Raw genomic sequence first — 25,130 nt, forward strand, 5'->3', positions numbered from 1 at the left:
CAGAGCATTGTCGGGGTGATTATCTCCTGGTAAAAATGCAGCTGACGCTTTGTTTTTACATGTCAGCTAGTTAAGGAAAGGAGACACCTTGTTTACCAGGCCAGTTCTACAGAGTAGTGGGCAAAGGCCGGATCGGAGGTGACGATAGGCAGGTCCTCAATCTGGCCCTGGGCAATGAGCATACGGTCAAAGGGGTCTCGGTGGGGTCCCGGCAGTGCTCCTGCGGCCAAAGCATGTTCCATGGTCATGGGCAGGGTTTCCATACGTGCCTTGTGCAGAAGTTGGGGCAGACGAGTTGCTGCGTCCGATGCGTGAGGCAGCTTTCCCAAGCGGTATTTGGTTGCAATTTCCCAGCCTGAAGCACTGCTGACCAGGATTGCATTGTGTGGGGCTTGAATTATTTCAAAGGCCCGGGCGGATAGCTTGGGATCATTGGTCAGCCACCACAAAAGGGTATGAGTATCCAAAAGATACGCTGATTTGTGGCCGCTTATTGATCCCATGCATTCAGCTCGTCTTCCGGAAGAGACTCAAAGAAAGAATCATCTATCCATCCGTCTATAAGGCCTGGAACCCGGGGCTGCATGTCTTCCAGGGGGAGAAGTCGGGCATACGGTTTGCCGTCCTTGGCCAAGATTATCTCCTCCCCTTCATGGGCCCTTTTCAACAATTTGGAAAGATGGGTTTTGGCTTCATGGACATTGATAATCGTTGGCATAATGACCTCCGTGTGCAAGCATGGACTAAGTGGAAGACTAAGTCAAGGCACGTTCTGGACTGATTCGCTCCCAAAGAAAGCAGGAACTTCCTTCCAGCGTAGCTGAGGGCATAAGCATGAGAGAAAAGATGAATATACCTATCGTCATGGCCGCCTTTGGGACCACGACCCGGGCCAGGCGGACCTATGATCTTTTGGACGCCAAGGTAAAGGAGAGCTTTCCGGATCATCCGGTGCATTGGGCCTTTACCTCCCGCATGGTCCGGGACCGAATACAAAACAAGCAAGGTCACACGTATCAGCATCCGCATCAGGTACTGCATGAGCTTTCTCAGGCCGGGCATGCGTGGGCCGTGGTCCAGTCCCTGCACCTGGTCTGCGGGCACGAGTTCGACCGTTTGGTGGATGAGGTCAAAGATTGCTCGGTGCGCACATCCATCGGTCTGCCTTTGCTGGATTCGCCCCAGGACTATCTGGCCGCGCTTAGGGCTCTGCTGGATGAGGTGCAGGCGGATGAGGATGAAGCCCTGGTTCTGGTCGGACACGGGACAGATCACGCGATCTGGGCCGCCTATCCGGCCCTGGAGCGCATGGCCCGCAAGCATCTGCACGGCCGGGTCTTTGTGGGGGCGGTTGAGGGCTGCCCCGAGGCCGAGGAGGTTGTCGATGATGTGCTCAAAGCCGGATTTTCCAAAGTCTGCCTGGTGCCTTTCATGCTGGTGGCCGGGGTGCATTTTCAGGAGGATTTGTGCGCAGCTGAGGAAGATTCCTGGAAGTCCATGTTTGAAGCCTCCGGAATAGGGGTTCGTCTGGATTCCCGGGGCATGGGTGAGCTGCCGGGTATCGGGAATATCTTCTGCAGTCACATTCGGGAGGCCCTGGATGTGATTCCTGATCGAGTCGAGGAGGCGGGATAACTTTGTGCGAAAGGCGGCCTGCCTGAAGTGTCCATTCCGGCAGGCCGCTTGCAGAGGGGTGCTAGCTGGAATGTATTTCCCGCGCAGCTGAGTGTAGCCTGCAAAGAGTAAACACCTTTGTGCCCTCATGAGCAGATGCCCCCCCGGGCAACAAGGTCTTTTGGAAGAAACCGGTGCTCTCCGCCTAGAACTCCACCGCCAGCTGGGTGGTTATCCGATCCTGCTCGTCGTCGTTTTCAAACTCCCCATGCAGATACTCCACAGCCAGGGCTGTGTTTTCAAACAGGCTGTAGCTGACCGCCGCCCCGTACTGGGTCTCGGGCAGAAAATCGCCCAGGTCGTCCCCGCCTTCGTAGCGGGCGGCCAGAGTCCATCTCTCTGCAGGGGCAAAGGCCAGTTCAAAGTTCCAGGTCTGGGGCTCCATGTGCTGTCCCGCATCAAAACCAAGCTCGCCGGCTTCAAAATTGTCCAGGGCCCCGACGTATTCTGCTTCCAGAAAAATGCGTTCCTCATACGACAAGCTCAGGAAGGCTCCCAGGCCGGGGACATAATCCGCGAGATCTCCTGAGACCTCGCCCTCCAGGCCGTCGCTGTCCGCGATGTTGGAGATGTAGGACCCTCCAAAGCTGATATTCAGACCGGGGAGGGTGTTTTCCGGCAGGCTAACCGCCGCATTGGCCACATAGCTTTCCACATGGTTGTCCTCTCCAGATTCATCCACATCCCCGTTGAACACAGCAGCACTGATATCGAAATAATCGTTGCCCCAGCCGGCCTGCACCGCGCTTTCCCGAGTTTCCCCCAGCTCCAGGGTCAGGGGATCGCTGATGAAATGGGTGCCAAAGTTGCCAAAGGGGACGTAGAGCTTTCCGATATTGGCGTACATGGGCAGCTTGTCCGCACCGTCCAGGGTGATGTAGCCCTCATCCAGATCCACCGGCTCGGTGTCGTCCTCTTCCCACAGCAAGAGGACATGTCCGCTGACGTACTTGGAAATATCGGCGTCAATTCCCAGTTCCACTGTGGCCAGGGTGATATCGCTGGAGTCTTCATCCTCTTTGCTTGGATCGTCATAGTCCGTGTCTTCATAGCCGGCCTCAGCCTCAATAACTCCGCTGATGCTCAGGCGATCGGACAGCCCGCCCAGTAGGGGGGTGTCCTGGAGCTTGTCCTCCACCTTGCGTATTCGCTCGGAAATGCCCTGCAGGTCGCGGGGGCTCTCTTCGACCTGTGAAGGAGAAGAATCTTGTCTATCCCGCAGCTCCTGCTCCAGCTTCTGCAGCCTGTTCTGGGTCTTTTTCAGCTCCTGCATCAGCTCGTTGTTGGACATGTCCTGGGCCATGGTCGGCCCAGCCACCATGCCCAAGGCTGCTGTCCAGATCAGGGTATGAAAAATTTTGTTCATGTTTTTTTCCTTCGTTGGGATTTGAGTTATTGTGTTCTCTTCAGGCCCTGAAAGAGCCACGCAACCTGGTTCGAGGCACCTTCCCGGAAATGGAGGCCACATTACGTGTCTCAGTTGCAGATGCTATCTCGGTTGTGCTCCTCCTCTGCTGCCGGAGCTTCCCGGCAGATGCAGCACCCGCAGCAGCCCCCGGATTCGACCTTCATGGTCCGGTACAGGCGTAAAGCAAGATATCCTGCGGCTATCGCACATATGAGCATGAGAAGAGCGGTCTGCATGAGAGCCTCCCAAAAAGGTCCCTGGAAAGATATATCAATCATAATTAGAAATTTCTAACCGCGGCCGCAAAAAAAAAATGCGGCCGCGGGTTTGCTTATTCCATGTCCCGGGCCTGGACCCAGATCACGGCATCCTGGGACAGGGCCTTGCCTTTGTATTCGGTGTCCGGTCCTGTGCCTAAGGCGCAGAAACCCCACCAGCCTTCCTCAGGAAGAGCGTAGGTAAACTCCCCGTTCACATTAGCCTTGATGGTCTGGGTCACAAAGGCGTCTTGAGGCGCCTCGACCTCGGCTTCCTGGGCAAAAGCGTTTTGGTCCATCAGCGGTTCATGATTTAAGTACTCAACCTCGATCTCGGCATGAGGCACCGGCTTGCCGTCGCTTTTGACCACGCCGCGAAAGACATTGCCGGTCCACAGGGCGTAGGGCTTGTCCAGGGGTACAATCTCGGTGGGCAAGCCGATCTCCGAATCCCAGTCCGTGGGAAAGCCGGCCGTATTGACTACCACCTTGGTGATCTGCTGGATGTAACTGTCTTCCTCGCCTTCGTAATACGGTGCAGGGGTGAGGCAAAAGACATTGTCCCCCATGCCCCGCAAGCGGTAGCTGGCTTCATAGGCCTTGCCGCTGTTGTCCAGGCTGGTCCAGGTGATGGGTTTGAGGGAGTCCATCAAGTCAGTTTTTCGTCCCTTGCGGAGGACAAAGAACTCTTCAGGCTTGTGCATATCCATGGTATGCCCGGCTTTAAAGGGGTGGGTAAAGAAGATTTTAAGCTCAATGGCCCCTCCCCGCTCCAGAGCAGACTCGGGGGTGTAGATGGTCTGAAAATGGGCCTGAACCGGCAGGCTCATCCAGAACAGAACTCCCAGGACTGCGGTGCACGTGAACAGCTTTTTCATGTAAAAACCTCCTGTTGTAGGTATTGGTTATCTGTTATTAGTTACCAGGCAATCGTTGATGGCTATAAAATGGAACGAATTCCCATATATAACTCATACCTGTTGCCAGACAACTGTTCCCTCTTGTCGGTTAATATGTGTCCTTTGGTTGATGGTTCGTGTACGATGGTTAGTAAATTTCATTGCCTTTGATCTTCACCTTGTGCCCCTTACCGGCATCAAAAACTACTGTGTAGTTCCCACCGGGCTCCTCAAAGGTAAACTCGGAGAAATCGTCCATTTCTCCAGAGATAACTTTATTCCCGTTCTGAAGGATATACATGTCCACCCCAGCGGCACTGGAGCCATCGGAGAAGCCACCTTCGCAAGTGATGGTTCCGTCTCCATTGTCCCAGCAGGAGCACAACGGGGTGTGAGCCAGGGCTCCGGTGGCTGTCAAGACGAACAAAGCTGCGGTTAAAAAGGACAAATACAACGTACGCATAACGAACCTCCTGTGATTTTAGTTTGTTGGTTGATGTCTTGCCGGTTCAAAGTTCTAGGTTTACGGTTCACGGTTATAAAAATAAAATCAACAAGATAGGATGAAAATTACAACATCCGGCTTGTCCCTAGACTATCGTTGATAAAAACAAATGCCTATGTAATAGCTTTTGACTGTCGAATTCGTTAGAAGCCGCCAGTTTGATCCAGGATGAAGCTGGCGCATCAAGAGTAGGGGCGAATAATCATTCGCCCTCTTGTGCCTGGACGGACATCCAGTGAAATGCCCTAACGGGATCAGATTTCACCGGGCAAGCAAGGTCCCGCCCCTACGGCTGATATCCCAGTCGTAGCTGAAAAACCGTAGGGGCCAAGCATGTCTTGGCCCACGAGGCGGAGAAACAAAAGTCATCTGTCATCTTGCTGACGCTTCGCATGAGGTATAAGCCCCATCCCGATGGTTATCAGGACCATCAGGGCGTAGAATCCGAACATGGCCTGCAGGCCGCTCAGGCCCAGGGCCTGTCCGCCGGAAAAGATCAAAACAGCCACCCCGATACCCAGGCTGATCTGATAAGCTAGGGAAAAGAGCATCCACTTGGTGGACAGGGTCTGGATCTTGATCCCGATCAAGGTGGCCAGACAGGGCGGATACAGGGCCATGAACAGGATCAGGGCCAGGGCGTGCAAAGGGGTGTAGCCCTTTTCCTGTTCCTTCATCCTGGATTCCAGGCTGCCTGAGCTGTCCTCATCCTGCTGGTAGATGGCTCCCAGGGTGGCCACCAGGGATTCCTTGGCCGCTAAGGCGCTGAGCAATGAGACATTAATCCGCCAGTTAAATCCTGCCCACTGAGTCACCGGCTCAAGGGCCCGTCCGATCTGGCCCAGAAAGCTGGCATCTATCCGTTGAGAGCGGATTTCACGGCGCAGGCTCATGCGCTCCCGGTCCAGGGTCTGTACGGCCCGGCCGGCCTGTCTGGCTGCAGCCGGTTTGCGGCCCCGTTTGACAATGGTGTAGAAATCCGGGTTCTTGGCTTCAAATTTTTTATTGATCTGCTCTGATTCCTGCCGGCTGCCGACCTGTCTGCGGGCCTGCTTGTATTCATCCTGGAAGCGGAGCAGGCGCATCACAGCCGTTTGATCCGGCAACTCTCCGGCATAGGGCGTGCCCTGCAGGGCATCTTGAAAGGCAGCTACTGCCTGGCCGGCCCGCTGGGCATAGTCTGCCTCCTGCTGTTCGTTTAAGCCTGGAAAGCGCAGGAGGACAAAGACAATGACCGCTACGGCAGCCACAATGGTCACGATTTTGCGCACAAAGAGCCAGGTCCGTTCCAGGGAGCGGCCCAGGACCCCCTTGACCGTCGGCAGGTGATAGCTGGGCATTTCCATCAGAAACGGGGCGGTCTCCCGGTTCTTGAGCACGGTCATGCTCAGGATCTTGGCCACCGGCAGGGCCATGAACAGGGTGATGGTGGAGATAAAGAACATGGCCAGGCCTTTGTGGCCCGGGAAGTAGGCATTGACCAGCAGAATATACAGGGGAACCTTGGCCAGACAGTTGAGCATGGGAATGATCAAAATGGTGGCCAGCCTGGCCCGGTCGTCCGGAATGCCCTTGGTGGACATGACCGCCGGGACCGCGCATCCGCCCACATAGACCCCGCCCAGGACCATGGGCAGGGTGGACTGCCCGTGCAGGCCGAAGCGCTTGAATAGGCGGTCCATGAGAAAGGCCATTCTGGGCATGTAGCCCACATCCTCCAAAAAGGCGATCAGGGCAAAAAGGATGAGGAAGATGGGGATGTAGTTCAAAAGGGCATTCACACTGTCCATGAACCACAGGCCCAGGCTGCGGAGCACGGGATCAAACACAAATCCTGACTGGGGCAGGACCGAGGCTACCAGGCCCTTGATCCATTCCAGGATGGGCCAGGTATAGTTGGTCACCTTGTACCCCTGGACAATGGACAGCTGATACAAAAGATAGATGACCGCCACCAGGATGATCGGCCCCAGGAGCTTATGGCAGACAATGCTGTCGATGCGGTCCGTGAACCTGGCCAGCCTGGTGCTCTGGGCTGAACTTATTGCGTCGTGGATTTCTTTGGCCCGGTTGTAGCGGCACAGCCCAGTATGCTGCTGCACAGACTGACCATGGTCCTGGGCAAACTCCCGGCTCCTGGAATCGGCTTCGGCCAGGAGCTCCTGGGCCTGATCAGCATGCTCTTGCAGCCATTCCCTGGCCTGAGTGTCTCCCTCCAGAAGCTTGACTGCCAGCCAGCGGGAAGTAGCCGGGGACGCGACATTGAACTGCTCCAGACTGAAGCGCAGAGCCAGGATATCCTTCTCCAGGGACCCATAGTCCACAGGGTTTGCGGCAATAGATGCTTTTCCCTGCACACTCTGGTGGATAGCCTCCTGCAGCTCCTGTTTGCCCTGCCCGGAAGAACCTACGGTGGGGATGACCGGCACCTGGAGTTTGTCTTCCAGGGCTGAAAGATCAAGTTGTATGTTGGCCCGCCTGGCCACGTCCATTTTGTTCATCACAGCCAGAACCGGGCGGCCCATCTCCATGACCTGGAGCAGAAAGGCCAGATGCCTGGTCAGATTGGAGGCGTCCACGACCCCAACTGCCAGATCCGGCTCCTGGGAAAAGAGGAAATCCCGGGTCACTCGTTCTTCCAGGGAATAGGAGGTCAGGGCGTAGGTCCCGGGAAGATCGACGAGTTCATAGCTCTGGCTGTGAGCCGTGAAGATGCCGGTTTTTTTCTCCACCGTGACCCCGGGATAGTTGGCCACGTGCTGGCGGGCTCCGGTAAGCATGTTGAACACAGTGGACTTTCCGCAGTTTGGCTGACCGGCCAGGGCGACCACCGCAGGCTTGGATTTCATGCCTGGACCTCCACCTGAGCGGCCTCCTCCCGGCGCAGGCTGACCAAGGTGTTGCCCACCTCCACTTCAACCGGGTCTTTCAGCGGTGCATTGCGCAGGACTGTGATCTTTTGCCCTGGAAGCAGACCGAGATCAAAAAGACGCTGTCCCAGGCCGCCGTCGGCTGATATTGCGGTAATGGTGCAGCTGTTGCCGGGCAGGATATGCCTTAAGGTCGTAGACATCTCGTTGTTTCTCCAAGTTTATTGCCTTTTTTCAGCTGAGCGCCCAAGTAGAGGACACTTTGCCAGGACCCGTGATCTCTTTGTATGGCAAGCCAACAATTATTAGATAGTTCTAACAAGTAAAGAATAAAAAAAGGTAAGTTGAGTTACCTTTTCAAGCCGATTTTGTCCTGAGCGTGGGCCAAGATGGTTTGTATGAAAAACTGTTATGAGTTATTGGTTAATAGTTATCAGGATCCGATTGGGTAACCACTCCCAGTCGGTATCGGTATGGAAATCGTTTGTATGCTTCGGTGCGCAAGCGTGCCTGCGCCTTGGCTGGCATGTCGGTTTGTCAAGAAAAAATGGGGCTCTTCGACGCAGCCTGTGGAATTGCCTACAGAAGAGATGGCAAACTCCAAAGATCCACAGGCTATGTCGAAGAACCAAAAAAATTATGCCTGCACTGCTGAGCTCTTTCTGCACATATCGAATGTCTGTCAGCTGCAGACACAGCCCCATATATGCCTGGCCATGCCCCGGCCCAGTCCGATGCGCGAGCCCTGCACAGAGATTACTACCGGCCCTCGGCCGGAATTGCTGATCACTGTGAGAATAACCCCGGGTACCAGGCCCATCCCGTACAGTTTGCAGCACAGCCCATGGCCCTCGCTGACCCGGGCGATGCGAAAAAATTGACCGGGACGAACTTGATCCAAGCATTTTTCTCCTTCATCTGCCCTGTTTTGGGGTGAGGGAACCGAAGGACCGCAGCACATTGCTCGACGCAGAATTGATCCCCATCTGCCGGGAGCATCCCTGGTTTGAAACATTGATTATCTCCACAGTTCTTGTGAACTGGCTGGTCATGGTCCGTGCAAAGCCCAGCCGTTCATGAACGCATGCAGCATAGGTAAAGAGTTGCAAAACAAAGTTAGAAATCCCTTTTGCGAAAAAACACACTATGACCAGTTTGTGACACTGTCAAGAAAAAGTTCGGCCTTCCAAACATTTTGTGTGCCAAAGGACCAAGGTGGTCCGGCAAAGCATGTGCCCAGGATTGAAGGGCTTAGAATTGCCCATCACCTGGCAGGGCCTTCTCGGGCCTGGAGCTTTGCTGACCTTGGAGGCGAAGGATATCGAAATGGGGGTCGCTAGGACTCTGGGTCGGACACGGATTTGATTTGATTGACAAACTCACAGGAGAAGTCCTTGCCTCTGGCTCGGCATTTGTCCGGACTTTTTCCTTGCTGCCTGTACTCTTCGAAATATTCAAGCCACTTATCTCCAGCCCGGGGACAGACCTGGATAAAGTGCATAAAATCGGTCAGGCTGCTCAAGGTCTCTTCGCTCAGGGCGTGCTCCATCTTGCAGGCCTCCTGGTCAGCTACCTGGGGCTCGATTTTGAGCACATGGGTCAAAAACTGAAGCAATATTTCATGTCGCCGGCGCATCTCCCGTCCAACCTCGGTACCGGTCGAGGTCAGCTCGACATACTCGTACTTGCCGTAGTGGACCAGGCCCCGCTCCCGCAGGGTCTTGAGCATGCTGGTCACAGTGGGCATCTTCACGTTCAGCCGGCCGGCGATATCCTTGACCCGGACAAAAGTTTTTTCCTGCCCGATGTCGTAGATGGTCTCCAGGTAGTCCTCCATGACCGGAGTCAATGGCCTGTGATTTGCCGAGTGCCGCATATCTGAAGCCATGGGGTGACCTCGTAAAAGTTAGATCTTACAAACATCAATTGAAAATTGTATAGGTTGTTCGGACGGGAAAAGTCAAGGCCGATGCTGCGGGGGCACTGCCTTGACCGGCCGATGGATTGGTGCCAATCTCTGTGTCCGTCTGCAACGGCTAGGGTTTCGAGAAGGCGAACAGGACTTTTCAAGACGTGCGTAGTCCTTTATAGACACTGGGTTATGTTTGACCAATCCATATTGTTGGTGTTCATTCCTACCTTTTTTGGGGTCTCGTTCCTGCCTGGACTGTGTATGACCATGGCTATGACCATGGGTATGTCCGTGGGGCTTCGCCGTTCCTTTTATATGATGTGGGGTGAGCTTTTCGGCGTCGGCCTGGTGGCAACCTCGGCCGTACTGGGCATCTCCGCCTTAATGCTCAACTTCCCCCTGGTGTTTACCATATTCAAGCTGGCCGGTGGCGGCTACCTTCTCTTCCTGGGCATTTCGATGTGGAGGGACCAGGGCAGCGTGGATCTGGATCAGAGTCTGCACAAGATGAGTGCTACCTCCAGAAAGACCCTGATGGTTCAAGGCTTTGTTACCGCAATAAGCAATCCCAAGGGGTGGGCCTTCATGGTCTCGCTGCTTCCACCCTTTATCAATTCATCCCAGCCCCTTGTCCCGCAATTGAGCATCCTGCTTTTTCTTATCCTGCTCATCGAGTTTGTTTGCCTGGTAATCTATGCCAGCAGCGGAAAAACCCTGAGGATTTTTTTGGAAAAGAGCGGCTATTTGTGCGTAATGAACAAGATAACAGGAACTTTGCTGGTGGGGCTGGGCATTTGGCTGGCCCTGGAATAATCAGATTTTTGTCTCTGACTCTTAAACCGTATGTTGAAGGTGAGAAGAGAAAACATAATGGATGAACTCCAAACAGGTAAGATTGATTCTGCTGTCCTTGATCGGCTCATTTCCAAGTACACACATCCTCACCCCCGAATCGTGCTGGGGCCTGGCATTGGCGAGGATGCCGCAGTCATCGACATGGGCGATCGCTGTCTGATCGCCAAGACAGATCCGATCACCCATGTGACGGGTGAGATCGGTTATTATGCTGTGCATATAAATGCCAATGATATCGCAGCCACAGGGGGAACCCCGGTCTGGTTTCTGGCCACGATCCTCATGCCTGAGCAGACCAGGAGCGATGAGCTTGAGCAGGTTTTTGCCCAGATTTCCACCAGCTGCAAAAACCTGGGAGTCACCTTTTGCGGCGGGCATACTGAGGTGACCAGCGGGGTGAACAACCCCATCGTCGTCGGGCAGATGCTGGGGGAAGTGGACAAATCCAGGCTGAAACCGACATCCGGGGCGAAACCCGGCGACGATCTGATCATGACCAAATGGGCGGCGATAGAGGCCACATCGATTATGGCCATTGATTGCGGTGCAGAACTCACAAAGCGTTTTTCAGAGGATATGATTGCCCGGGCCCGCAGGTACCTATACGACCCGGGCATCAGCGTGATTCAGGATTCCCGAATCGTCGCCGGGTATCCGCAGGTCCATGCCCTGCACGATCCAACCGAGGGCGGCATCGCCACCGGAATTCATGAGATGGCTTATGCCAGCAAATCAGGTGTTGAAGTCTGGTACGATCAGATCCCGATCAGTGAGGAGACGGCCGCCTTGTGCGGGTTCTACGAAATCGACCCCCTGGGCACCTTTGCTTCCGGAGCCCTTTTGATCGCTTCAGATCCTTCGGTATCCGATGAAGTCATTGACCAATTGCGAGCCGGCGGGATCAATGCCGCCCGGATCGGCAGGTTTACAGATCCTGAGGCGGGTATATACATGGTCAAAAACGGCAGCCGTGAGCCCCTGCCGCATTATAATCAGGACGAGATATCCAAAATATTCGGATAGATCATCCACTCTCGCCTGCAATCAATCTTGATCATGCCTGCCAAAGCACAGGACCTTGCTCAGGAGAGCACAAGAACAGATAAGAAGGACAGGGTATGAATCTGCAAGCCAAGAAGTCTTTTGCCATGGTGGATTATGAAACATGCAACCCGGAACAGTGCGATCCGGAGAAGGGGGTATGCGCGGCGGCCAAGGCCTGCACCTACAAGGTCATGAAACAGATCGACGGGCCGTTTGAGCCGCCCATGGTCTTTCAGGACATGTGCATGGGCTGCTGGGAGTGCATCGAGGCCTGCCCGCTGGGGGCGGTTTCTATTCGGGAGACGACGTGATGCCGATGTTCGTCGCTTTATTGTGTATCCAGGAACGGATTCTGAATGGGCACGCCTTCAATGCACTGATCCTGAGAGAGATCTTCCGTCAAAATCGAGATCGGGATCCCGAGAGCGATTTCGATCCCGAAGAAAGAAGATCCCAACAAACGGATTCACCAGACGCTCATTCTTCGCGCCAGAGATCCTTGGCGTTACTCATCTGAGGAGCCTTGCAGGGACTGCTCTGACTCCTCCATGCAGAGATGGCAGATTCCGGCTACATTTTTCAGCTCCAGGACAAAGAGGATGCCGGCTCCGGGTTGATCCAGCTCTCCGGCCCGGATGATGGCCTCCTGGACCTGGTTGGTTATATCCTGAGGCACGATGGTCAGGATGAGCTCCTTTTCCGGCTCAATGGGGATGCCGAACAGGGTCTTGTTCTCATGTATCCCTGTTCCCCGGCCGTAGACAATAGTCCCCCCTTCCGCTCCCGCCTCTTTGGAGGCCTGCAGGATATCCGCGGACATATTCTTATTCACAATAGTGACGATGAGGTCGAACGTATCCCTATTCATTGCGGGTTCCTTTTCGTTTGGACTGTGTGGTTAGGAGTAGTCCCACACTCATGACCGAGAGGATGGGGGCCAGGGCCACCAGGGCGATGAGCCCGAATCCGTCCTGGACCGCACTTCTGCCCTCCAGGGCATCGGCCAGGCCCAGGGCAATGGCCATGACAAAGGTGACCGTCATGGGGCCGGTGGTCACCACTCCGGCGTCAAAAGACACGGGAACAAAGTCCGCAGGAGTGAAAAAGGACAGAACCAGGATCAGGCAGTATCCGGCGGCCAGGATATAAGCAATGGGCACATTGAGGACTATGCGCAGCATGGCCAGGGAGACGAAGATGGCCACGCCCAGAGCCACGCAGACAACAAGGGCATACTTGGAGACAGCTCCACCGGATGCTGTATCCACATAACCGGACAGGACCCAGACATCGGGCTCGGCCATGGTCACTGTCAGGCCCAGGATAAAGGCAGAAACGAGCAGAAAGGGCAGAGAGCCCCGCTTGGGGAGTTCCGCACCAACGGCCTCGCCCATGGGCAGAAGCCCGATTTTCACCCCTTGCAGGAAGAGCAGCAGCCCGGCCGTGACCAGGACGACACCCAGACCAAAGCGGGCAAACCCTGTCCAGGGCATGGAGATAAGAAAGATCTGCAGCAGAAGAACCACCCCGGCAATGGGCAGCACGGCCTGCACAACGTCCAGTAGCTCTCTCTTCAAATCAGTCATGACAGACATAGTATCCCAAGGAAGTGATCGCAGCAACTGGCTTGTCGGTGTGGGCATAACCGCAAGATTGACAGGCAGAAGTGGTCCGTATATGTGCAAAATAACTTTCAGGGATGAGGTTTCTCTGCCTCATCAATACCTGCTCAGGGGGGGGGCGTTATGGAAATTCCCATTCTTAAAGAAGTGGTCATTATCTTCGGCCTGTCCATCGGGGTGATCATTCTCTGTCATCGGCTGCGTATTCCGCCGATTATCGGTTTTCTGCTCACCGGCCTTCTGGCCGGGCCGCATGGTCTGGGTTTGGTCCAGGCCACCCACGAGGTGGAGATGGTGGCCGAGATCGGGGTTATTCTCCTTTTGTTTGTCATCGGTCTGGAGATGTCCTTTGACGAGCTGTTGCGCCTGCGCAAGCCGGTTTTTTTAGGCGGCGGGGCCCAGGTCCTGCTGACCATCATTATTTTCGATGCCTTGGCATTGTTTTGGGGTGCATCTCCGGCGCAGGCAGTATTTTTCGGATTTTTGGCCGCCCTGTCCAGCACGGCCATAGTCCTTAAGATGCTCAATGAGCGGGCTGAGCTCAATGCCCCGCACGGACGGGTCAGCCTGGGCATACTCATATTTCAGGACATTATTGTGGTCCCTATGATGCTCCTGGTCCCTTTGCTGGCCGGTCAAGCCGGAAATTTGAGCCAGACGCTGCTTATTTTGGCCGGGAAGGCCCTGCTTATTGCCGGCTCCTTGTACATACTGGCCAAAAAGGTTCTGCCCTGGGTCCTGTACTGCGTGGTTCGGACCAAGAGCAGAGAACTGTTTTTGATGACCACTCTGGGGTTGTGCTTTTCCATCGCCCTTTTGACCTCCAAGTTCGGCCTGTCTCTCTCCTTGGGGGCATTTCTGGCCGGTCTGCTCATTTCCGAATCAGAATACAGCTTGAATGCCCTGGAGGGCATTCTTCCTTTCCGGGACGTGTTCACCAGTCTGTTCTTCATCTCCATAGGCATGCTTTTAAATGTCGGCTTCTTCCTGGACCATATTCTCATCGTGGCCGCGATTTCAGGACTGGTTATCCTGGTCAAAAGTGTGATTGCGACCGGGGCCGGACTGGTTATCGGTTACCCCCTGCGGGTTGCCGCCCAGAGCGGCCTGGGGCTGGGACAGGTCGGTGAATTTTCTTTTGTCCTGGCCGGTGTGGGCTTGAGCGCTGGGCTTATTGCCGGAGAGGAGTACCAGCTCTTTCTGGCCGCCTCGATTCTGACCATGGCCCTGACCCCGCTCCTTATCGCCTTTGCTCCCAGGGTTGCCGCCCTTCTCCCCTGGGGCGCGGGGCCACTTTTGCCCGACGGCCAGAGAGAACCGGGCGAGTTGGAAGATCATTTGATTATTGTCGGTTTCGGAATCGGGGGCCGGCATCTGGCTCGTGCGGCGAAGATGGCCAATGTGCGCTATGTGGTTGTGGAGATGAATCCGGATACCGTGCGCCAGGAAAAGGCCAAGGGGGAACCCATATTCTACGGGGATGCGGCCCACAACGCCGTCCTGGAGCATGCCGGAGTGCGCAAGGCCCGGATCCTGGCCCTGGTCATCGCCGATCCGGCCGCCATCCGGCACATCACTGACACGGCACACAGGGTCAATCCCGGGCTGCACATTGTCGCCAGAACCCGTTTTGTGAGCGAGATTGAGCCCTTGCGCGAGCTGGGAGCCAGAGAGGTCATCCCAGAAGAGTTCGAGACCTCGGTGGAGATCTTCAACCGGGTTTTAAGCGCCTACCTGGTTCCCCGCCGGGATATCGAACGGTTCACAGCCGAGGTCCGGGCCGAGGGATACGGCCTGTTGCGCCGGGTTGAGAGTCAGTGGGATCCTAGTTGTGATATGAGCGGGGTGTGCTCCGGGTTCGATGTGGTGGCCATGAAGCTGGATCCCGGATCCTTCCTGGACGGAAAGAGCCTGGAACAAGCAGAGCTGCGCAAGGTGCACGGGCTCAACGTCGTCGCCGTCCAGCGGCACGGACAGATGATCGCCAATCCGGAGGCAGGATTTCAGCTTCAGGCCGAGGATGTGGTGTATATGTTTGCCGAGCAGGTCCAGGTGGTGAATAAATGGCACCTTTTTTCTGGGACATAATATTTTGAGCTGAGGTTTTGATCCAGATCAAGGCATGGGTTGTATTTTGGGCTATATTCGTACTCAAGCGAAGCGATGAGTTTGATGCAGAAATCCCATAAAGGAGCCTGAATATGACCACGCGGCAGATTATAGAAATCGATGAAGAGTTATGCGACGGATGCGGGCAGTGCGTTCCGGCCTGTGAAGAGGGAGCGATTCAGATAATTGACGGGAAGGCCCGTCTGGTTGGGGAAAAGTACTGCGATGGTCTGGGCAACTGCCTCGGGGAATGCCCTACCGGTGCCTTGCGGGTCGTGGAGCGCGAGGCGGAGCCCTTTGACGAACAAGCGGTTCAGGAGCTTTTAAACGGAAAGCAGGCAGCGGACACAACGATCACCGGATGCCCTTCGGCCGGACTAAAGCAATTTTCCCCCTGCCAGAGGGCCAATATCCCCAAGGAGCAGTCCGGTTCGGCCCTGTCCCACTGGCCGGTGCAGATCAGGCTGGTGCCGCCACACGCCCCGTTCCTGGAAGGAGCAGATCTCTTAATCACTGCGGACTGTGCGCCGGTGGCCAATGCAGAATATCATTCCCGGTTTTTGCCCGGAAAGGTGGCCCTCATGGGCTGTCCGAAGTTTGATGATGCCCAGGCCTATGTGGACAAGTTCGTGGAGATATTCGATCGGGGAGATATAAACAGCGTCACGGTCCTGTCTATGGAGGTTCCTTGCTGTTCCGGGCTGTTGGGCATGGTCAAGAAGGCCAAAGAGCTTTCCGGAAGCCGGGTGCCTATTCGGCATGTGATTGTGGGCACCAAGGGGGACGTCATACAAGAGGTGGATCTTACTGAGGAGTAGAAATCCGGCAGGCTCACAAGAAGCAACGGACCGGGTTTTCTGCAGACAGCAGGCACAGTGAAAAGAGCTTTATCTTCTGGAGCCGGGTCTGGAAGAGATGACCGTAAAGCACACAAAAAAAGGGATCTGAAAAAGATCCCTTTTTTTGTGCCGTTCATGTTCTCTGATGGTGAGTCAAATCTTGCGGACGCGAAAGGAGGCCGGCCGAGCACCTTTGTAGGATATGCTGTTCGGGTTCTGCATCAAATTGCGTGCACGCTGAGACAAGAACTCTTTCATGTCCTTTTCGCCTTTGCAGTAAGGCTCGGAATAAATAACGTTGCTGTTTTGATCCATGAGATCCAAGACATAACCCTTCATAAAAATCCTCCCTTTGTAATGAGTATTGAATGGATGATTTGCTGCTTTGAATTTAAGACGTATTGGAAAATAATGAAAGCTTTAAATATTTATAAAAAAATATTTTTCTTCGTTTTTGCTTTGCATAGAAAAAGAGACAGCCAATCGCAAAAGGCAATAAAAGAATATTCGTTGAGTAACAAAAAGTCAAGACTCTTCTGTTAAAAAATATATTGCTTTATCAACAAATGTGGAACAGTATTATAATTTTATTGACAGATTATTTTTATACTCATCTATAAAAAAGTAGTAGAAAATAGATGTATGCATTTTTATTTTTATTTAACGTAATATAAGAGAGGGCTATTTTGCTCTTATACTTATGCAATTTTGTGGTAATTTTGGATTGTTGAGCAGGATGTATCATCCAATGAGGGCAGGTCTAATGCAGAAAAAGCTATGGAATGCGAGTTTGGGAAGGATGTTGCGGTGATATCCATTGCAAATGCATTCCTGGCTGAATTTTGTCAGCCAGTGCAGAGTCGGAGCGCATTTCAAGGACATGTCTGCAATGTACAGGGCTGGTTCTGGCCGGCACGCTGTTCTGCCCAGTCCCGGGGTGATGGGGGAGACTGCGCTGTACATCAATAACTTTCAGGTTTTGGTCCAGGAAGAGGATATCCAGATCAAAGTGGGTATTTCGCATCCAGAATACTCTGGATCCTGAGCTGGGGTAGGCAAAAAACATTCCCTGATCAGGGGCGAAGTGTCCCGGCTGGACATCAGACAACCCTTGGATATGTTCAGAGCGGGTATGGGCTATGAAAACCTGTATTCGGTCTCCGTCCGGAAGGGCCAGCACGCCTTGCTCCAAACGGGGGAGTTGTCCCCTGGGGGACGGTTCGATTCCCAGGCAGCTGCTTAATAGGCAGGCCCAGAAAACTACTCTCAAGGCTACGACAAGAGGGCGCATACACATTCCGGTATGATACTGTTCCGGTCTGGATATGGCAACGCCGGTCCCTGGGGCGCAGTCGATTCGTGGTGCTGGGCAAATGCCCGCCCTTTGCTGCCTTGCTCCGTCCTTGACCGGGGAGCATCCTGCCCTGTACTCTGGCAGGCATGAAGAACAGTCTTGATCAAGGGCTGGACGCCGGGTGCGAGGCAGCAAGACGATGACCCACAGGGCGTGGCATCTCGTGCAGTCTTCCAAGGTCCAGGGGGCAGGAATGGCCGTGCTGGCCGCATTCCTTTTTTCCTGCCTCAATGTGGTCATCCGGTTTTCCGAGCCCTATCTAACCATCTGGCATATGCTGTTCGGCCGGAGCTTGTTCGGAGTCGTCTTCCTGGTCTGCATGGCCCGCACTCTGGGGGTCGGACTGGCAGGCCGCAGCAGGATCATTCTGGCGGTTTTGGGATGTACCGGCAGTGCCGGAGTCTTGCTGCTCACAGTGGCTCTGTTGCGCATCCCTCTCTTTCAGGCCTTGATATTGTTTTACACCTATCCAGTGGTAGCCGCATTGATCTCGCCCTGGCTGACTCCGGATACCAACAGCCTGCGGGACTGGATGTGCATTGCCCTGGCCTTTGTCGGAACCGGCCTGACCCTGTGGTCCGGCGGAATGAGCGGACTGGATCTGGAGATCGGACATGCTGCCGGGTTGGGGGCCTCGGCCTTTATGGGGCTGACCTTGACTCTGGTCCGCAGGGTGAGCACTGTGAACAGCCCGTTGACCCCGATTTTCTACATCAGCAGCATCGGCATGCTGGCCAGCATTTTTCCCATGCTGCATCCAGATGTTGGATTTATGGTTCCGGCTCTGGGGTTCGTCTGGGTTGCTGCCATCGGGCTGTTTGCCGTTTTGGCGCATATTGCAACCAATAGGGCCTTGGCCTTTATCGCTTCGGCCAAGGTGGGGAGCATCAGCATGCTGGAGGTGGTCTTCGGGGCTGTATACGGATATGTGCTGTTTTCTGAAACCCTGGGATGGAGCACTGTGTCCGGCGGAGGATTGATTATTGCCGCCAGCATCGGGCTGGCTCAAAGCGAACCCAGCATTCCCGGGACAAAGAGGTGAGCAGGCAGGCTATGGATACCAAGCTGAATTCAGCCCCCCGAGTTGACGAGCTGCGTTTGCAACGGATCAAAAAGCATGCGGTGCAAAACGGCAGCTGGGAAGGGATGTGTTTTGCCCTGAACACTATTGTGCAGGAAGAAGGACAAGAGCCCTACGCCCCCTTGGTGGCTGTCTGGGCGGATGTCGAGAGCGGAATGATCCTGGATCATGCAACGGACCGTCCGGAGAATGGACCGGGTATCCTGCAGACCTCATTGATTCGAGCCATGGAAGACTCTGGAACAATCCCCGAATATGTAGGGGTGCATACATCCGTCGCGAGCCGGATCGTACAGCCGGTGGCCAGTCAGCTGGACATTGCGGTCAGCATCATGGATGAACTGCCTGCTGTTGAAGCAGCGGTCCACTGGCTGCAGACATGCACGGCCCCGGCCGTCGACAATCGCAGTGCGGATGACACCGATGGAGAGAAAAAGGATCTGCTGCTCCAGGTGGAAAACGCGAATTACGAGCTCCTGGCTCTGTTCGAGAGCTGGCTTAGTGCACAGGGGCTGCAGCAGTCCACCCGGGTGCGACACCTGAAGACCGTGGATCTGTTTCTCAACTCCTATCTTATGGACATCGGCCCCATGGCCCCGGATGAAGGCATATTCAAGCTGGATCAATTCTTCGGGCGCTGGCTGCCCAAGGCTGTGCCATGGCTTTCCGAGTCTGCTGTCCAGGGTATGGTGCCGGGTCTGAAAAAGTTCGCCGTGTGTCTGCACCAGCAAGGGCTTTTGGCTCAGGAGGATCTGCAGGATTTCCTGGCCATGATCAAGGCCAGGCGCAAATCCTGGGAACAGGCAGGAAACGGGGATTGAGCGGATGGAAACAGGGTTCTCCGCCGTCGACAGGCAGCCGCTTTTAGCCGGACTCTCTGCGGCCCAATTGCGGATGGGTGTTGACTGGCGGTAAAGAGTACTTATTGTATTGTGTTCACGGGCAAGGACCCAAACTCAAAAGACAAGGAGAGTGTATGTCAGCGGCCAAAAGCGGAGACCTGGTCAAGGTGCATTACCGGGGTACGCTCCAGGACGGGACGGTTTTCGATTCCTCTTATGAGGGAGAGCCTTTGGAATTCACCCTGGGACAAGGCCAGATCATCCCCGGCTTTGAAGAAGCGGTGGAAGGCATGGCCCCGGGAGAGAACAAAACCGTGCAGGTGGAAAAGGCTCAAGGCTACGGGGATTATGATGAGAGCAAACTGATCAATGTCGAGCGTTCCAATCTGCCGGACAACATCAATCCGGAAGAGGGAATGGTCCTGCAGGTCAACTCGCAGGACAACGACGTGTTTTATGTCACTGTCAACGAGGTCAAGGACGAAGAGGTTGTCCTGGACGGGAACCATCCCCTGGCTGGGAAGGACTTGACCTTTGAGATAGAGCTTGTCGATGTGCAGGCAGCGTAGGCTATTGCGGCCTGACGGGTAACCGTCAGGCCGTTTTTTTATGGTTCTTCGACGTAGCCTATGGATTTTTGAGTTTGCCATCTCTTCTGTGTGCCCACTTTCGGCCCGGTATTTTCTAAGCCCCGCCAAAGGGGGATCCCTGCCCCCTCCCGGCTACTCACGTGCAGGTCACTGCTTTCTGTTTGACTAAGCGTATCATACACGTGAGTGCCGGGTTTCCCCCTTTTGGCGGGACCAAGAAAATGTGCGGGCCTGCCGTTTAAGGCACACAGAAGAGACGGCAAACTCTTGTGCATGCAATTCCACTTACTGTGTCGAAGAGCCTTTTTTATCTGGGGCTGATCAGGTCCATGTCCGGGGGAGCGGTGACAGTGACCTGAAGAGGAACGGAGCGTTTCTCTCCGGCTTTTAGCTCCAGCTCCCAGATGATCCTGTTGTCCTGGGGGTGAAATTCATGGCCCGGGGAGGCCAGCTCGATGTCGATATCATCATGTCTGGACTGAGGCCTGGTCTCTTCCAGCCGGACCTGTACCGCCCGGTCTTTGCCGTTTTCCAGGTCAAATCGATAGCTCCAGCTCATTTTCTGCTTGTTTTTCAGAATTCCCTGTTCTCCCTCCTTTTTGGCTTCCAGGATCCTGGTTCCTGTGACCTGAGGATCCGGTCCGAAGGAAAGCTCCGCATCCTGACCGGTGAATGAAAATTCGCGCGTGCCAACTGTCCGCCCCTGAACCAGGTACATGGCCTTGCCAGCAGGTATGTGCTGGGCTTCTTCAGCCGAAACATCGGCCCGGAGATAGGCTCGGCTGTCCACAGCAGGGCGAAGAATGCGCTCGAACCGGGCGGACCAGACGGCCCGGGTGATGGGGATCAGCTGCTCACGACCGGGATAGACGGTCTGACGGCCGACATCCCAGAGGTCATACGTTTCATATCCGGACTGTACCGCATCGTTTCTGGATGCCGCGCCTGCGACGGCCGCGTCCATTGTTTGCATGCGGCCGGCCTTCTCGGCTAGGGGCCTGGGCTGAGGACGGGGCTGAATAATCCAGTCCCGGAGATCCGGCGGGGTCACCCGCTGCTGCATGCGACCGGTGCTGATCTGAAGCGGGGCATCGTTCCAGACCCGGCCGCTTTTTTGAACTATTTCCGCCTGCCAGCGGAAATGAACCTCGTTTTTGTCGGGCAGGGCTTCCAGGGTATACGCCGGGCGCCACCTGCTGTGCTTTGCATGATAGGAGATGGTGACCGGAAGCTCCTGTCCGGCGGCCAGATCCGGCGCGGCGAGCAGGACCCGGACCTCCAGCTGGGTGTCCGGATTATCCATACTTTGCTCCAACTCTTTCTGGACCTCAGCAATATTGGCCTTCACTTCTTTGAGCTGAGCGGTTTTTGCGGATTTGTCCCGGTTCAGGGACGGCAGAACCTGCTCCAGACTGGCTGAGAGATTGTGCAGGTCTTCAAGCCGCGGTTCGGTTTCGGGAACAGTTCGGACTGCATTTTCCCACAGCTGTATACGGCTGGTGATACCGGTCAGGGCGGCGGAGATCCCGTCTCGGGTTGCGCTTAGCTCCCGGAGCTGTTTTTTGAGCTCGGCGATCCGTTTCGAATCATGGGCCCGGACCTGGGTGTGTCCGATGTTCTGGATGGATGCCTCCGGGATCTTCAGGGGATGAATACGCAGCGAATCTGGGTCTGCCGAGGACGGAAGATGCAATACTGCCTCCCAAAGGTCAGCCCCGGCTTTGCTCACAGATGCGGATTCGGTTTGGGTGATTTGGCATCCGTCGGGAAAGAGGATGACCTGGTCCACACCGGCCCGGACCGGCAAGGCATGGATACACACAACGAGTACAAGGGACAACAAGAATACTGTTCGCATGGGCGGTTTCTCCAGTAAGGATATTGGGGGCGTTCGAAGCTGGGGCGCAGTGCTCCCGGCCTCAGGCTGCACAGGCCGGATCGTGGAGTCGAACCGGCACATGTCCGGCCAAGGCCTTTTTGACCTCAGCAATGGGGACTTCCCGGCGATGAAAGATGCCAGCGGCCAGAGCTGCTTCGGCCTCGGTCCGGGTGAAGACGTCCACAAAGTGCTGGGCCGCGCCCGCACCGCTGGAAGCAATAACCGGAATGGTGACCGCCTGACGTACGGCCCGGATCAGCTCCAGGTCGAAGCCCAGGTTTGTGCCGTCCCGGTCGATGCAGTTGAGCAGGATTTCTCCTGCCCCCAGACGCTGGCATTCCCGGGCCAGGGTGACGGCATCGAGATCACGGCCTTCCCGGCCGCCTTTCACCGTGCATTGGTACCAGCAGTGCCTCTGTCCCTGCGGCCCTGGAAAAGCGGTCTCAATGACCTGGTGGTTGGTCTCGGCCGGGGAGTGGACATAGACCCGTCTGGGATCCACGGAGATGACCACGGCCTGGTTTCCGTAGACCCGGGCAATGCTCTCAATGGAGCTTTGTCCGCAAGGTCCGAAGCGCAGGCTGTTTTGGACGATGTCCACGGCATCGCTGCCGATGGAGATCTTGTCTGCACCGGAGCGGAAATAGGCGGCCGCCACATCCACAGCTGAGTGATAGGTGCCGTTAACATCGGTGTAATCTCTGATCCCTCCGCCAATGGTCAAGGGGACAAAGACGTTGGCCGAGGTCCGGCGCAGAACCTCCAGCATGGGGACATCGCTCAGCGGATAATCCCGGAAGGCGGTAATGTTCAAAAAGGTTATCTCATCCGCCCCCTGCTGGTAATATTCCTGAGCCAGGTCCACAGGCTTGCCCAGGTTGCGGACCTCGCCTTTCTCCCGCACGTCGTACTGGTCGCCCTTGGTGACCACCAGATCGCCCTGGTCGTTGGACCGTACGTCCAGGCAGGCGACGATCCGTTTGGCCAGGGATGTGGAGGTCAGCTCGGTGCGCGGCCGGGTGGGGGGCTTGTTCTGGAGAAAGTTCTTCAGGATCTGCAGGCCGACGGGACCGCTTTTTTCCGGATGAAACTGGGTTGCGCAGATGTTGCCCTGTTGCACTGCACTGACAAAGGATTGTCCGTAGTCAGTGGTGGTCAAAGCCAGGCCGGGATCATCAGGGACCACGTGATAGGAATGAACAAAGTAGAGATGCTCATGGCCCTTGAGTCCGTGCAGCAGTCCGGAGTCTTTGTGCGCCCGGATCTGGTTCCAGCCGATATGGGGAACCGAGAGACCGGTCCGAAAATGCTGCACCTGTCCAGAAAATATGCCCAGGCCGGGTATCCCCGGGGCTTCTTCACTGCCTTCAAACAGGGCCTGCAGGCCCAGGCAGATGCCCAAGAAGGGCCGATTCGCCCTCAGATAGCTGCGCAGGGGAGCAACAAGCCCTTTGTCCTGGAGGATGCGCATCATGCTCCCAAAGGCACCGACCCCGGGGAAGACCAGGGTTTCGGCGTGTAAGATGTCCTCAGGCCGATGAACCAGGCGGATCGACTCCCCCAGGTGTTCGAGGGCGTTGATCACGCTGCGCACATTGCCGGCGCCGTAATCCAGAAGGGTAATCATGTCCCGTTTTTCTCCGTCATATGGTGAGGACCTTCTTGTCCGCCTTCAGCCATTCGGTGAGGAACTGTCCGGTGTAAAAGACGTTGATGTCCAGGGCCTCCAGGTCCTGAACCAGGTCCAGCTTTTCAGCGCAGCGCTTGCAGGCGATGGCCTCCACCCCAGCCTCTTGAGCCTTTTTGAGCTCGCCTTGCAGGCCACTGTCCTGGGCGATGAGCCGGGTGGCTCCGCCCCAGATGAGCAGAGTGACCCGGTCCCACCAGTTGTTGCGCATTGCGTTCTGGGCGTACATAAAGACCATGTTTTCCGCACTGTCAGGATCAGGGGTGGTCCACAGGATCAGAAGCTCCTTGGGATCTGTACTCATTGGTGGAAACCTCCGGGATAGATATGTGGTATTTGTTCAGGGGGCTGAACGATTGCGATACGTGGGCTGAGTAGAAAGATTCTACCAGGACCGGGGAAAAAACGAAAGGTGGCCCGGGATTGACTCCTCCCGGCGTTGCAGATACGCTGAGCATCGTGTTACAAAAAAAAATATCGTAACAGGGAGTACCATGAATCGGCCCGGTGTGCTTCGCTCCTGCCGGAGCGCCTCATTCCCCGGCCGCCGTGGGTCACAGTCTCCATACAGCAGGTCAGATGCCTTATGCAAGGACGGTATGTGAAATTTTTCCAGATGGTCTGCGGACTGCTCGCAGTGCTGGCCGCAGCTGCAACAGTGCAGGCCAGGATTGTTGTCGACACGACCGGCCGGAAGGTGACTGTGCCGGATCAGGTGGACCGGGTCTATTGCTCCGGTCCCGGCTGCCTGCGGCTGTTGACCTATCTGCAGGGCCAGGACAGGGCGGTTGCGGTGGATGAATTGGAGCGGCAGGAACAGTCCCTGGAGGCCAGGCCCTATGCCCTGGCCCATCCACAGCTGCGCCGGCTGCCGCTGGGCGGTGAGTTCCGGGGGCGGGACAACCCGGAGCTTTTGCTCAGCCTCTCCCCGAGCCCCGAGGTCATCTTCAAGACCTTTCCCCGCATGGGCATGGATCCAGAGACGCTGCAGGACAAAACCGGCATCCCGGTGGTGGCCCTGAACTATGGAGACCTGGGGGCCGGCCGGAAGCGGATGTTTCACAGCCTGCGGACAATGGGCAAGGTTTTGGGATGCTCCCAGCGGGCCCGGGATGTGATCCAGTTTTTTGAGCAGCAGATAGCAGAGCTGGAGTCCAGGACAGAGTCCATTCCGGCCTCTGAGCAGCCCTCGGTCTATGTCGGTGGAGTGGCCTTCAAGGGACCGCACGGGATGCAGTCCACTGAGCCTGGCTATCCACCGTTCAGCTTTGTTCCGGCCGAGAATCTTGCCGGCCGGGCCAGTCCCGCCGGCCCTGAACTCAGGCATTCCATCGTGGCCAAAGAGCAGATTATGCTCTGGGATCCGGATGCTGTGTTCATTGATCTGGCCACGCTCCAGCTCGGAGGAAAGGAGGGGGGACTGTATCAGCTCAGAAATGATCCGGCCTATCGGGCCCTGTCAGCGGTTCAGGGTTCACGGGTATACAGTCTGCTGCCCTACAACTGGTATGCGACGAATTTCGGCTCTGTCCTGGCCAATGCCTATTTTATAGGCTCTGTTTTGTATCCAGACCGATTTTCGGACCTCAATGTCCAGGCCCGGGCGGACACGATATTTTCCTTTCTGGTCGGTTCTCCTGTGTACAAAGCCCTGGACCGGGAGCTGAACGGCATGGTCTTCGACACTGTCCGGGTTGACTGAT

Annotated in this window: 27 protein-coding genes; 11 read left to right on the forward strand and 16 right to left on the reverse strand. The window is 55.6% G+C overall.

The window, feature by feature from the left end:
- Positions 1-92: 92 nt before the first annotated feature.
- Both N902_RS0109975 and N902_RS0109980 read right to left on the reverse strand, forming a co-directional pair.
- Positions 93-503 (reverse strand): type II toxin-antitoxin system VapC family toxin, encoded by a 411-nt coding sequence (locus tag N902_RS0109975; protein ID WP_027370819.1) that lies wholly within the window; start codon positions 501-503, stop codon positions 93-95.
- Positions 491-718 (reverse strand): type II toxin-antitoxin system Phd/YefM family antitoxin, encoded by a 228-nt coding sequence (locus N902_RS0109980; RefSeq protein ID WP_027370820.1) that lies wholly within the window; start codon positions 716-718, stop codon positions 491-493. The genes N902_RS0109975 and N902_RS0109980 overlap by 13 nt, the downstream gene beginning before the upstream one ends.
- Positions 719-846: 128 nt before the next feature.
- Between N902_RS0109980 and N902_RS0109985 the strand changes: the two genes are divergently transcribed.
- On the forward strand, positions 847-1,635 hold the full coding sequence (locus tag N902_RS0109985; protein WP_027370821.1) for a sirohydrochlorin cobaltochelatase: 789 nt from the start codon (positions 847-849) through the stop codon (positions 1,633-1,635).
- A gap of 184 nt (positions 1,636-1,819) precedes the next feature.
- On the opposite strand, the gene N902_RS0109990 is transcribed toward N902_RS0109985, so the two are convergent.
- From N902_RS0109990 to N902_RS17355, 8 genes are all read right to left on the reverse strand, one after another.
- Entirely contained in the window at positions 1,820-3,040 is a 1,221-nt protein-coding gene (locus N902_RS0109990; RefSeq protein WP_027370822.1) for an LbtU family siderophore porin, read from the reverse strand.
- 110 nt (positions 3,041-3,150) lie between these two features.
- Complete coding sequence (locus N902_RS19690; RefSeq protein WP_153304188.1) at positions 3,151-3,318, reverse strand: hypothetical protein; 168 nt, start codon at positions 3,316-3,318, stop codon at positions 3,151-3,153.
- Between the two features lie 95 nt (positions 3,319-3,413).
- Positions 3,414-4,217, reverse strand: coding sequence for a DUF4198 domain-containing protein (locus N902_RS0110000; protein WP_027370823.1), 804 nt, complete (start codon positions 4,215-4,217; stop codon positions 3,414-3,416).
- A gap of 169 nt (positions 4,218-4,386) precedes the next feature.
- Entirely contained in the window at positions 4,387-4,701 is a 315-nt protein-coding gene (locus N902_RS0110005) for a hypothetical protein (RefSeq protein ID WP_027370824.1), read from the reverse strand.
- A 407-nt stretch (positions 4,702-5,108) separates the two neighbouring features.
- Entirely contained in the window at positions 5,109-7,592 is a 2,484-nt protein-coding gene (gene feoB, locus N902_RS0110010; protein WP_027370825.1) for a ferrous iron transport protein B, read from the reverse strand.
- On the reverse strand, positions 7,589-7,816 hold the full coding sequence (locus N902_RS0110015) for a FeoA family protein (RefSeq protein ID WP_027370826.1): 228 nt from the start codon (positions 7,814-7,816) through the stop codon (positions 7,589-7,591). Before N902_RS0110015 ends, feoB begins: the two co-directional genes overlap by 4 nt.
- 479 nt (positions 7,817-8,295) lie before the next feature.
- Positions 8,296-8,514, reverse strand: a complete 219-nt coding sequence (locus N902_RS0110020) for a FeoA family protein (RefSeq protein ID WP_027370827.1) — start codon at positions 8,512-8,514, stop codon at positions 8,296-8,298.
- Between the two features lie 435 nt (positions 8,515-8,949).
- Complete coding sequence (locus tag N902_RS17355) at positions 8,950-9,501, reverse strand: metal-dependent transcriptional regulator (RefSeq protein WP_051564494.1); 552 nt, start codon at positions 9,499-9,501, stop codon at positions 8,950-8,952.
- Positions 9,502-9,714: 213 nt separating this feature from the next.
- Here N902_RS17355 and N902_RS0110030 point away from each other — a divergent pair, with 213 nt between their 5' ends.
- From N902_RS0110030 to N902_RS17360, 3 genes are all read left to right on the forward strand, one after another.
- The gene (locus N902_RS0110030; protein WP_027370828.1) at positions 9,715-10,338 is read left to right on the forward strand and encodes a LysE family translocator; all 624 of its coding nucleotides are present in this window, start codon (positions 9,715-9,717) and stop codon (positions 10,336-10,338) included.
- A 57-nt stretch (positions 10,339-10,395) separates the two neighbouring features.
- On the forward strand, positions 10,396-11,403 hold the full coding sequence (locus N902_RS0110035; RefSeq protein WP_034622476.1) for an AIR synthase family protein: 1,008 nt from the start codon (positions 10,396-10,398) through the stop codon (positions 11,401-11,403).
- Positions 11,404-11,498: 95 nt separating this feature from the next.
- On the forward strand, positions 11,499-11,735 hold the full coding sequence (locus tag N902_RS17360) for a 4Fe-4S binding protein (RefSeq protein ID WP_034622478.1): 237 nt from the start codon (positions 11,499-11,501) through the stop codon (positions 11,733-11,735).
- A 194-nt stretch (positions 11,736-11,929) separates the two neighbouring features.
- Here N902_RS17360 and N902_RS0110050 read toward each other — a convergent pair whose 3' ends face one another.
- Positions 11,930-12,292, reverse strand: coding sequence for a P-II family nitrogen regulator (locus tag N902_RS0110050; RefSeq protein WP_027370831.1), 363 nt, complete (start codon positions 12,290-12,292; stop codon positions 11,930-11,932).
- The gene (locus N902_RS17365) at positions 12,285-13,010 is read right to left on the reverse strand and encodes a DUF1538 domain-containing protein (protein ID WP_051564499.1); all 726 of its coding nucleotides are present in this window, start codon (positions 13,008-13,010) and stop codon (positions 12,285-12,287) included. Before N902_RS17365 ends, N902_RS0110050 begins: the two co-directional genes overlap by 8 nt.
- Positions 13,011-13,169: 159 nt before the next feature.
- Between N902_RS17365 and N902_RS0110060 the strand changes: the two genes are divergently transcribed.
- The 3 genes from N902_RS0110060 (at position 13,170) to N902_RS19695 (ending at position 16,537) form a co-directional block, all read left to right on the forward strand.
- Entirely contained in the window at positions 13,170-15,134 is a 1,965-nt protein-coding gene (locus tag N902_RS0110060; RefSeq protein ID WP_027370832.1) for a monovalent cation:proton antiporter family protein, read from the forward strand.
- 113 nt (positions 15,135-15,247) lie between these two features.
- Positions 15,248-15,973 carry an ATP-binding protein gene (locus tag N902_RS0110065; protein ID WP_034622480.1) on the forward strand — a complete coding sequence of 242 codons (726 nt, stop codon included), beginning with the start codon at positions 15,248-15,250 and terminating at the stop codon, positions 15,971-15,973.
- Between the two features lie 57 nt (positions 15,974-16,030).
- Positions 16,031-16,537 (forward strand): hypothetical protein, encoded by a 507-nt coding sequence (locus N902_RS19695; protein ID WP_153304189.1) that lies wholly within the window; start codon positions 16,031-16,033, stop codon positions 16,535-16,537.
- Positions 16,538-16,769: 232 nt separating this feature from the next.
- Here N902_RS19695 and N902_RS20640 read toward each other — a convergent pair whose 3' ends face one another.
- A complete protein-coding gene (locus tag N902_RS20640; protein WP_084288180.1) occupies positions 16,770-17,588 on the reverse strand; it encodes a DUF192 domain-containing protein in 819 nt (272 codons plus the stop codon).
- On the opposite strand from N902_RS20640, the gene N902_RS0110085 reads away from it, so the two are divergent.
- The 3 genes from N902_RS0110085 (at position 17,488) to N902_RS0110095 (ending at position 19,840) form a co-directional block, all read left to right on the forward strand.
- Positions 17,488-18,390 carry a DMT family transporter gene (locus N902_RS0110085; RefSeq protein WP_027370836.1) on the forward strand — a complete coding sequence of 301 codons (903 nt, stop codon included), beginning with the start codon at positions 17,488-17,490 and terminating at the stop codon, positions 18,388-18,390. The two genes, N902_RS20640 and N902_RS0110085, sit on opposite strands and share 101 nt — an antisense overlap.
- Before the next feature lie 11 nt (positions 18,391-18,401).
- Complete coding sequence (locus tag N902_RS18790) at positions 18,402-19,250, forward strand: DUF6930 domain-containing protein (RefSeq protein ID WP_051564495.1); 849 nt, start codon at positions 18,402-18,404, stop codon at positions 19,248-19,250.
- Between the two features lie 155 nt (positions 19,251-19,405).
- Complete coding sequence (locus N902_RS0110095; protein ID WP_027370837.1) at positions 19,406-19,840, forward strand: FKBP-type peptidyl-prolyl cis-trans isomerase; 435 nt, start codon at positions 19,406-19,408, stop codon at positions 19,838-19,840.
- 328 nt (positions 19,841-20,168) lie between these two features.
- Here the strand turns inward: N902_RS0110095 and N902_RS0110100 are convergent, their stop codons facing one another.
- The 3 genes from N902_RS0110100 to N902_RS0110110 all read right to left on the reverse strand — a co-directional run bounded on the left by N902_RS0110100 (position 20,169) and on the right by N902_RS0110110 (position 23,731).
- A complete protein-coding gene (locus N902_RS0110100) occupies positions 20,169-21,719 on the reverse strand; it encodes a DUF4139 domain-containing protein (protein ID WP_027370838.1) in 1,551 nt (516 codons plus the stop codon).
- 61 nt (positions 21,720-21,780) lie between these two features.
- A complete protein-coding gene (locus tag N902_RS0110105) occupies positions 21,781-23,367 on the reverse strand; it encodes an imidazole glycerol phosphate synthase HisHF (RefSeq protein WP_027370839.1) in 1,587 nt (528 codons plus the stop codon).
- Positions 23,368-23,383: 16 nt separating this feature from the next.
- Complete coding sequence (locus N902_RS0110110; RefSeq protein WP_027370840.1) at positions 23,384-23,731, reverse strand: DsrE family protein; 348 nt, start codon at positions 23,729-23,731, stop codon at positions 23,384-23,386.
- Positions 23,732-24,028: 297 nt separating this feature from the next.
- Between N902_RS0110110 and N902_RS17375 the strand changes: the two genes are divergently transcribed.
- Positions 24,029-25,129, forward strand: a complete 1,101-nt coding sequence (locus N902_RS17375; protein ID WP_244147403.1) for an iron ABC transporter substrate-binding protein — start codon at positions 24,029-24,031, stop codon at positions 25,127-25,129.
- The last annotated feature ends 1 nt before the right edge of the window (position 25,130 follow it).

The organism is Desulfovermiculus halophilus DSM 18834 (genome assembly GCF_000620765.1).
GTDB lineage: Bacteria > Desulfobacterota > Desulfovibrionia > Desulfovibrionales > Desulfothermaceae > Desulfovermiculus > Desulfovermiculus halophilus.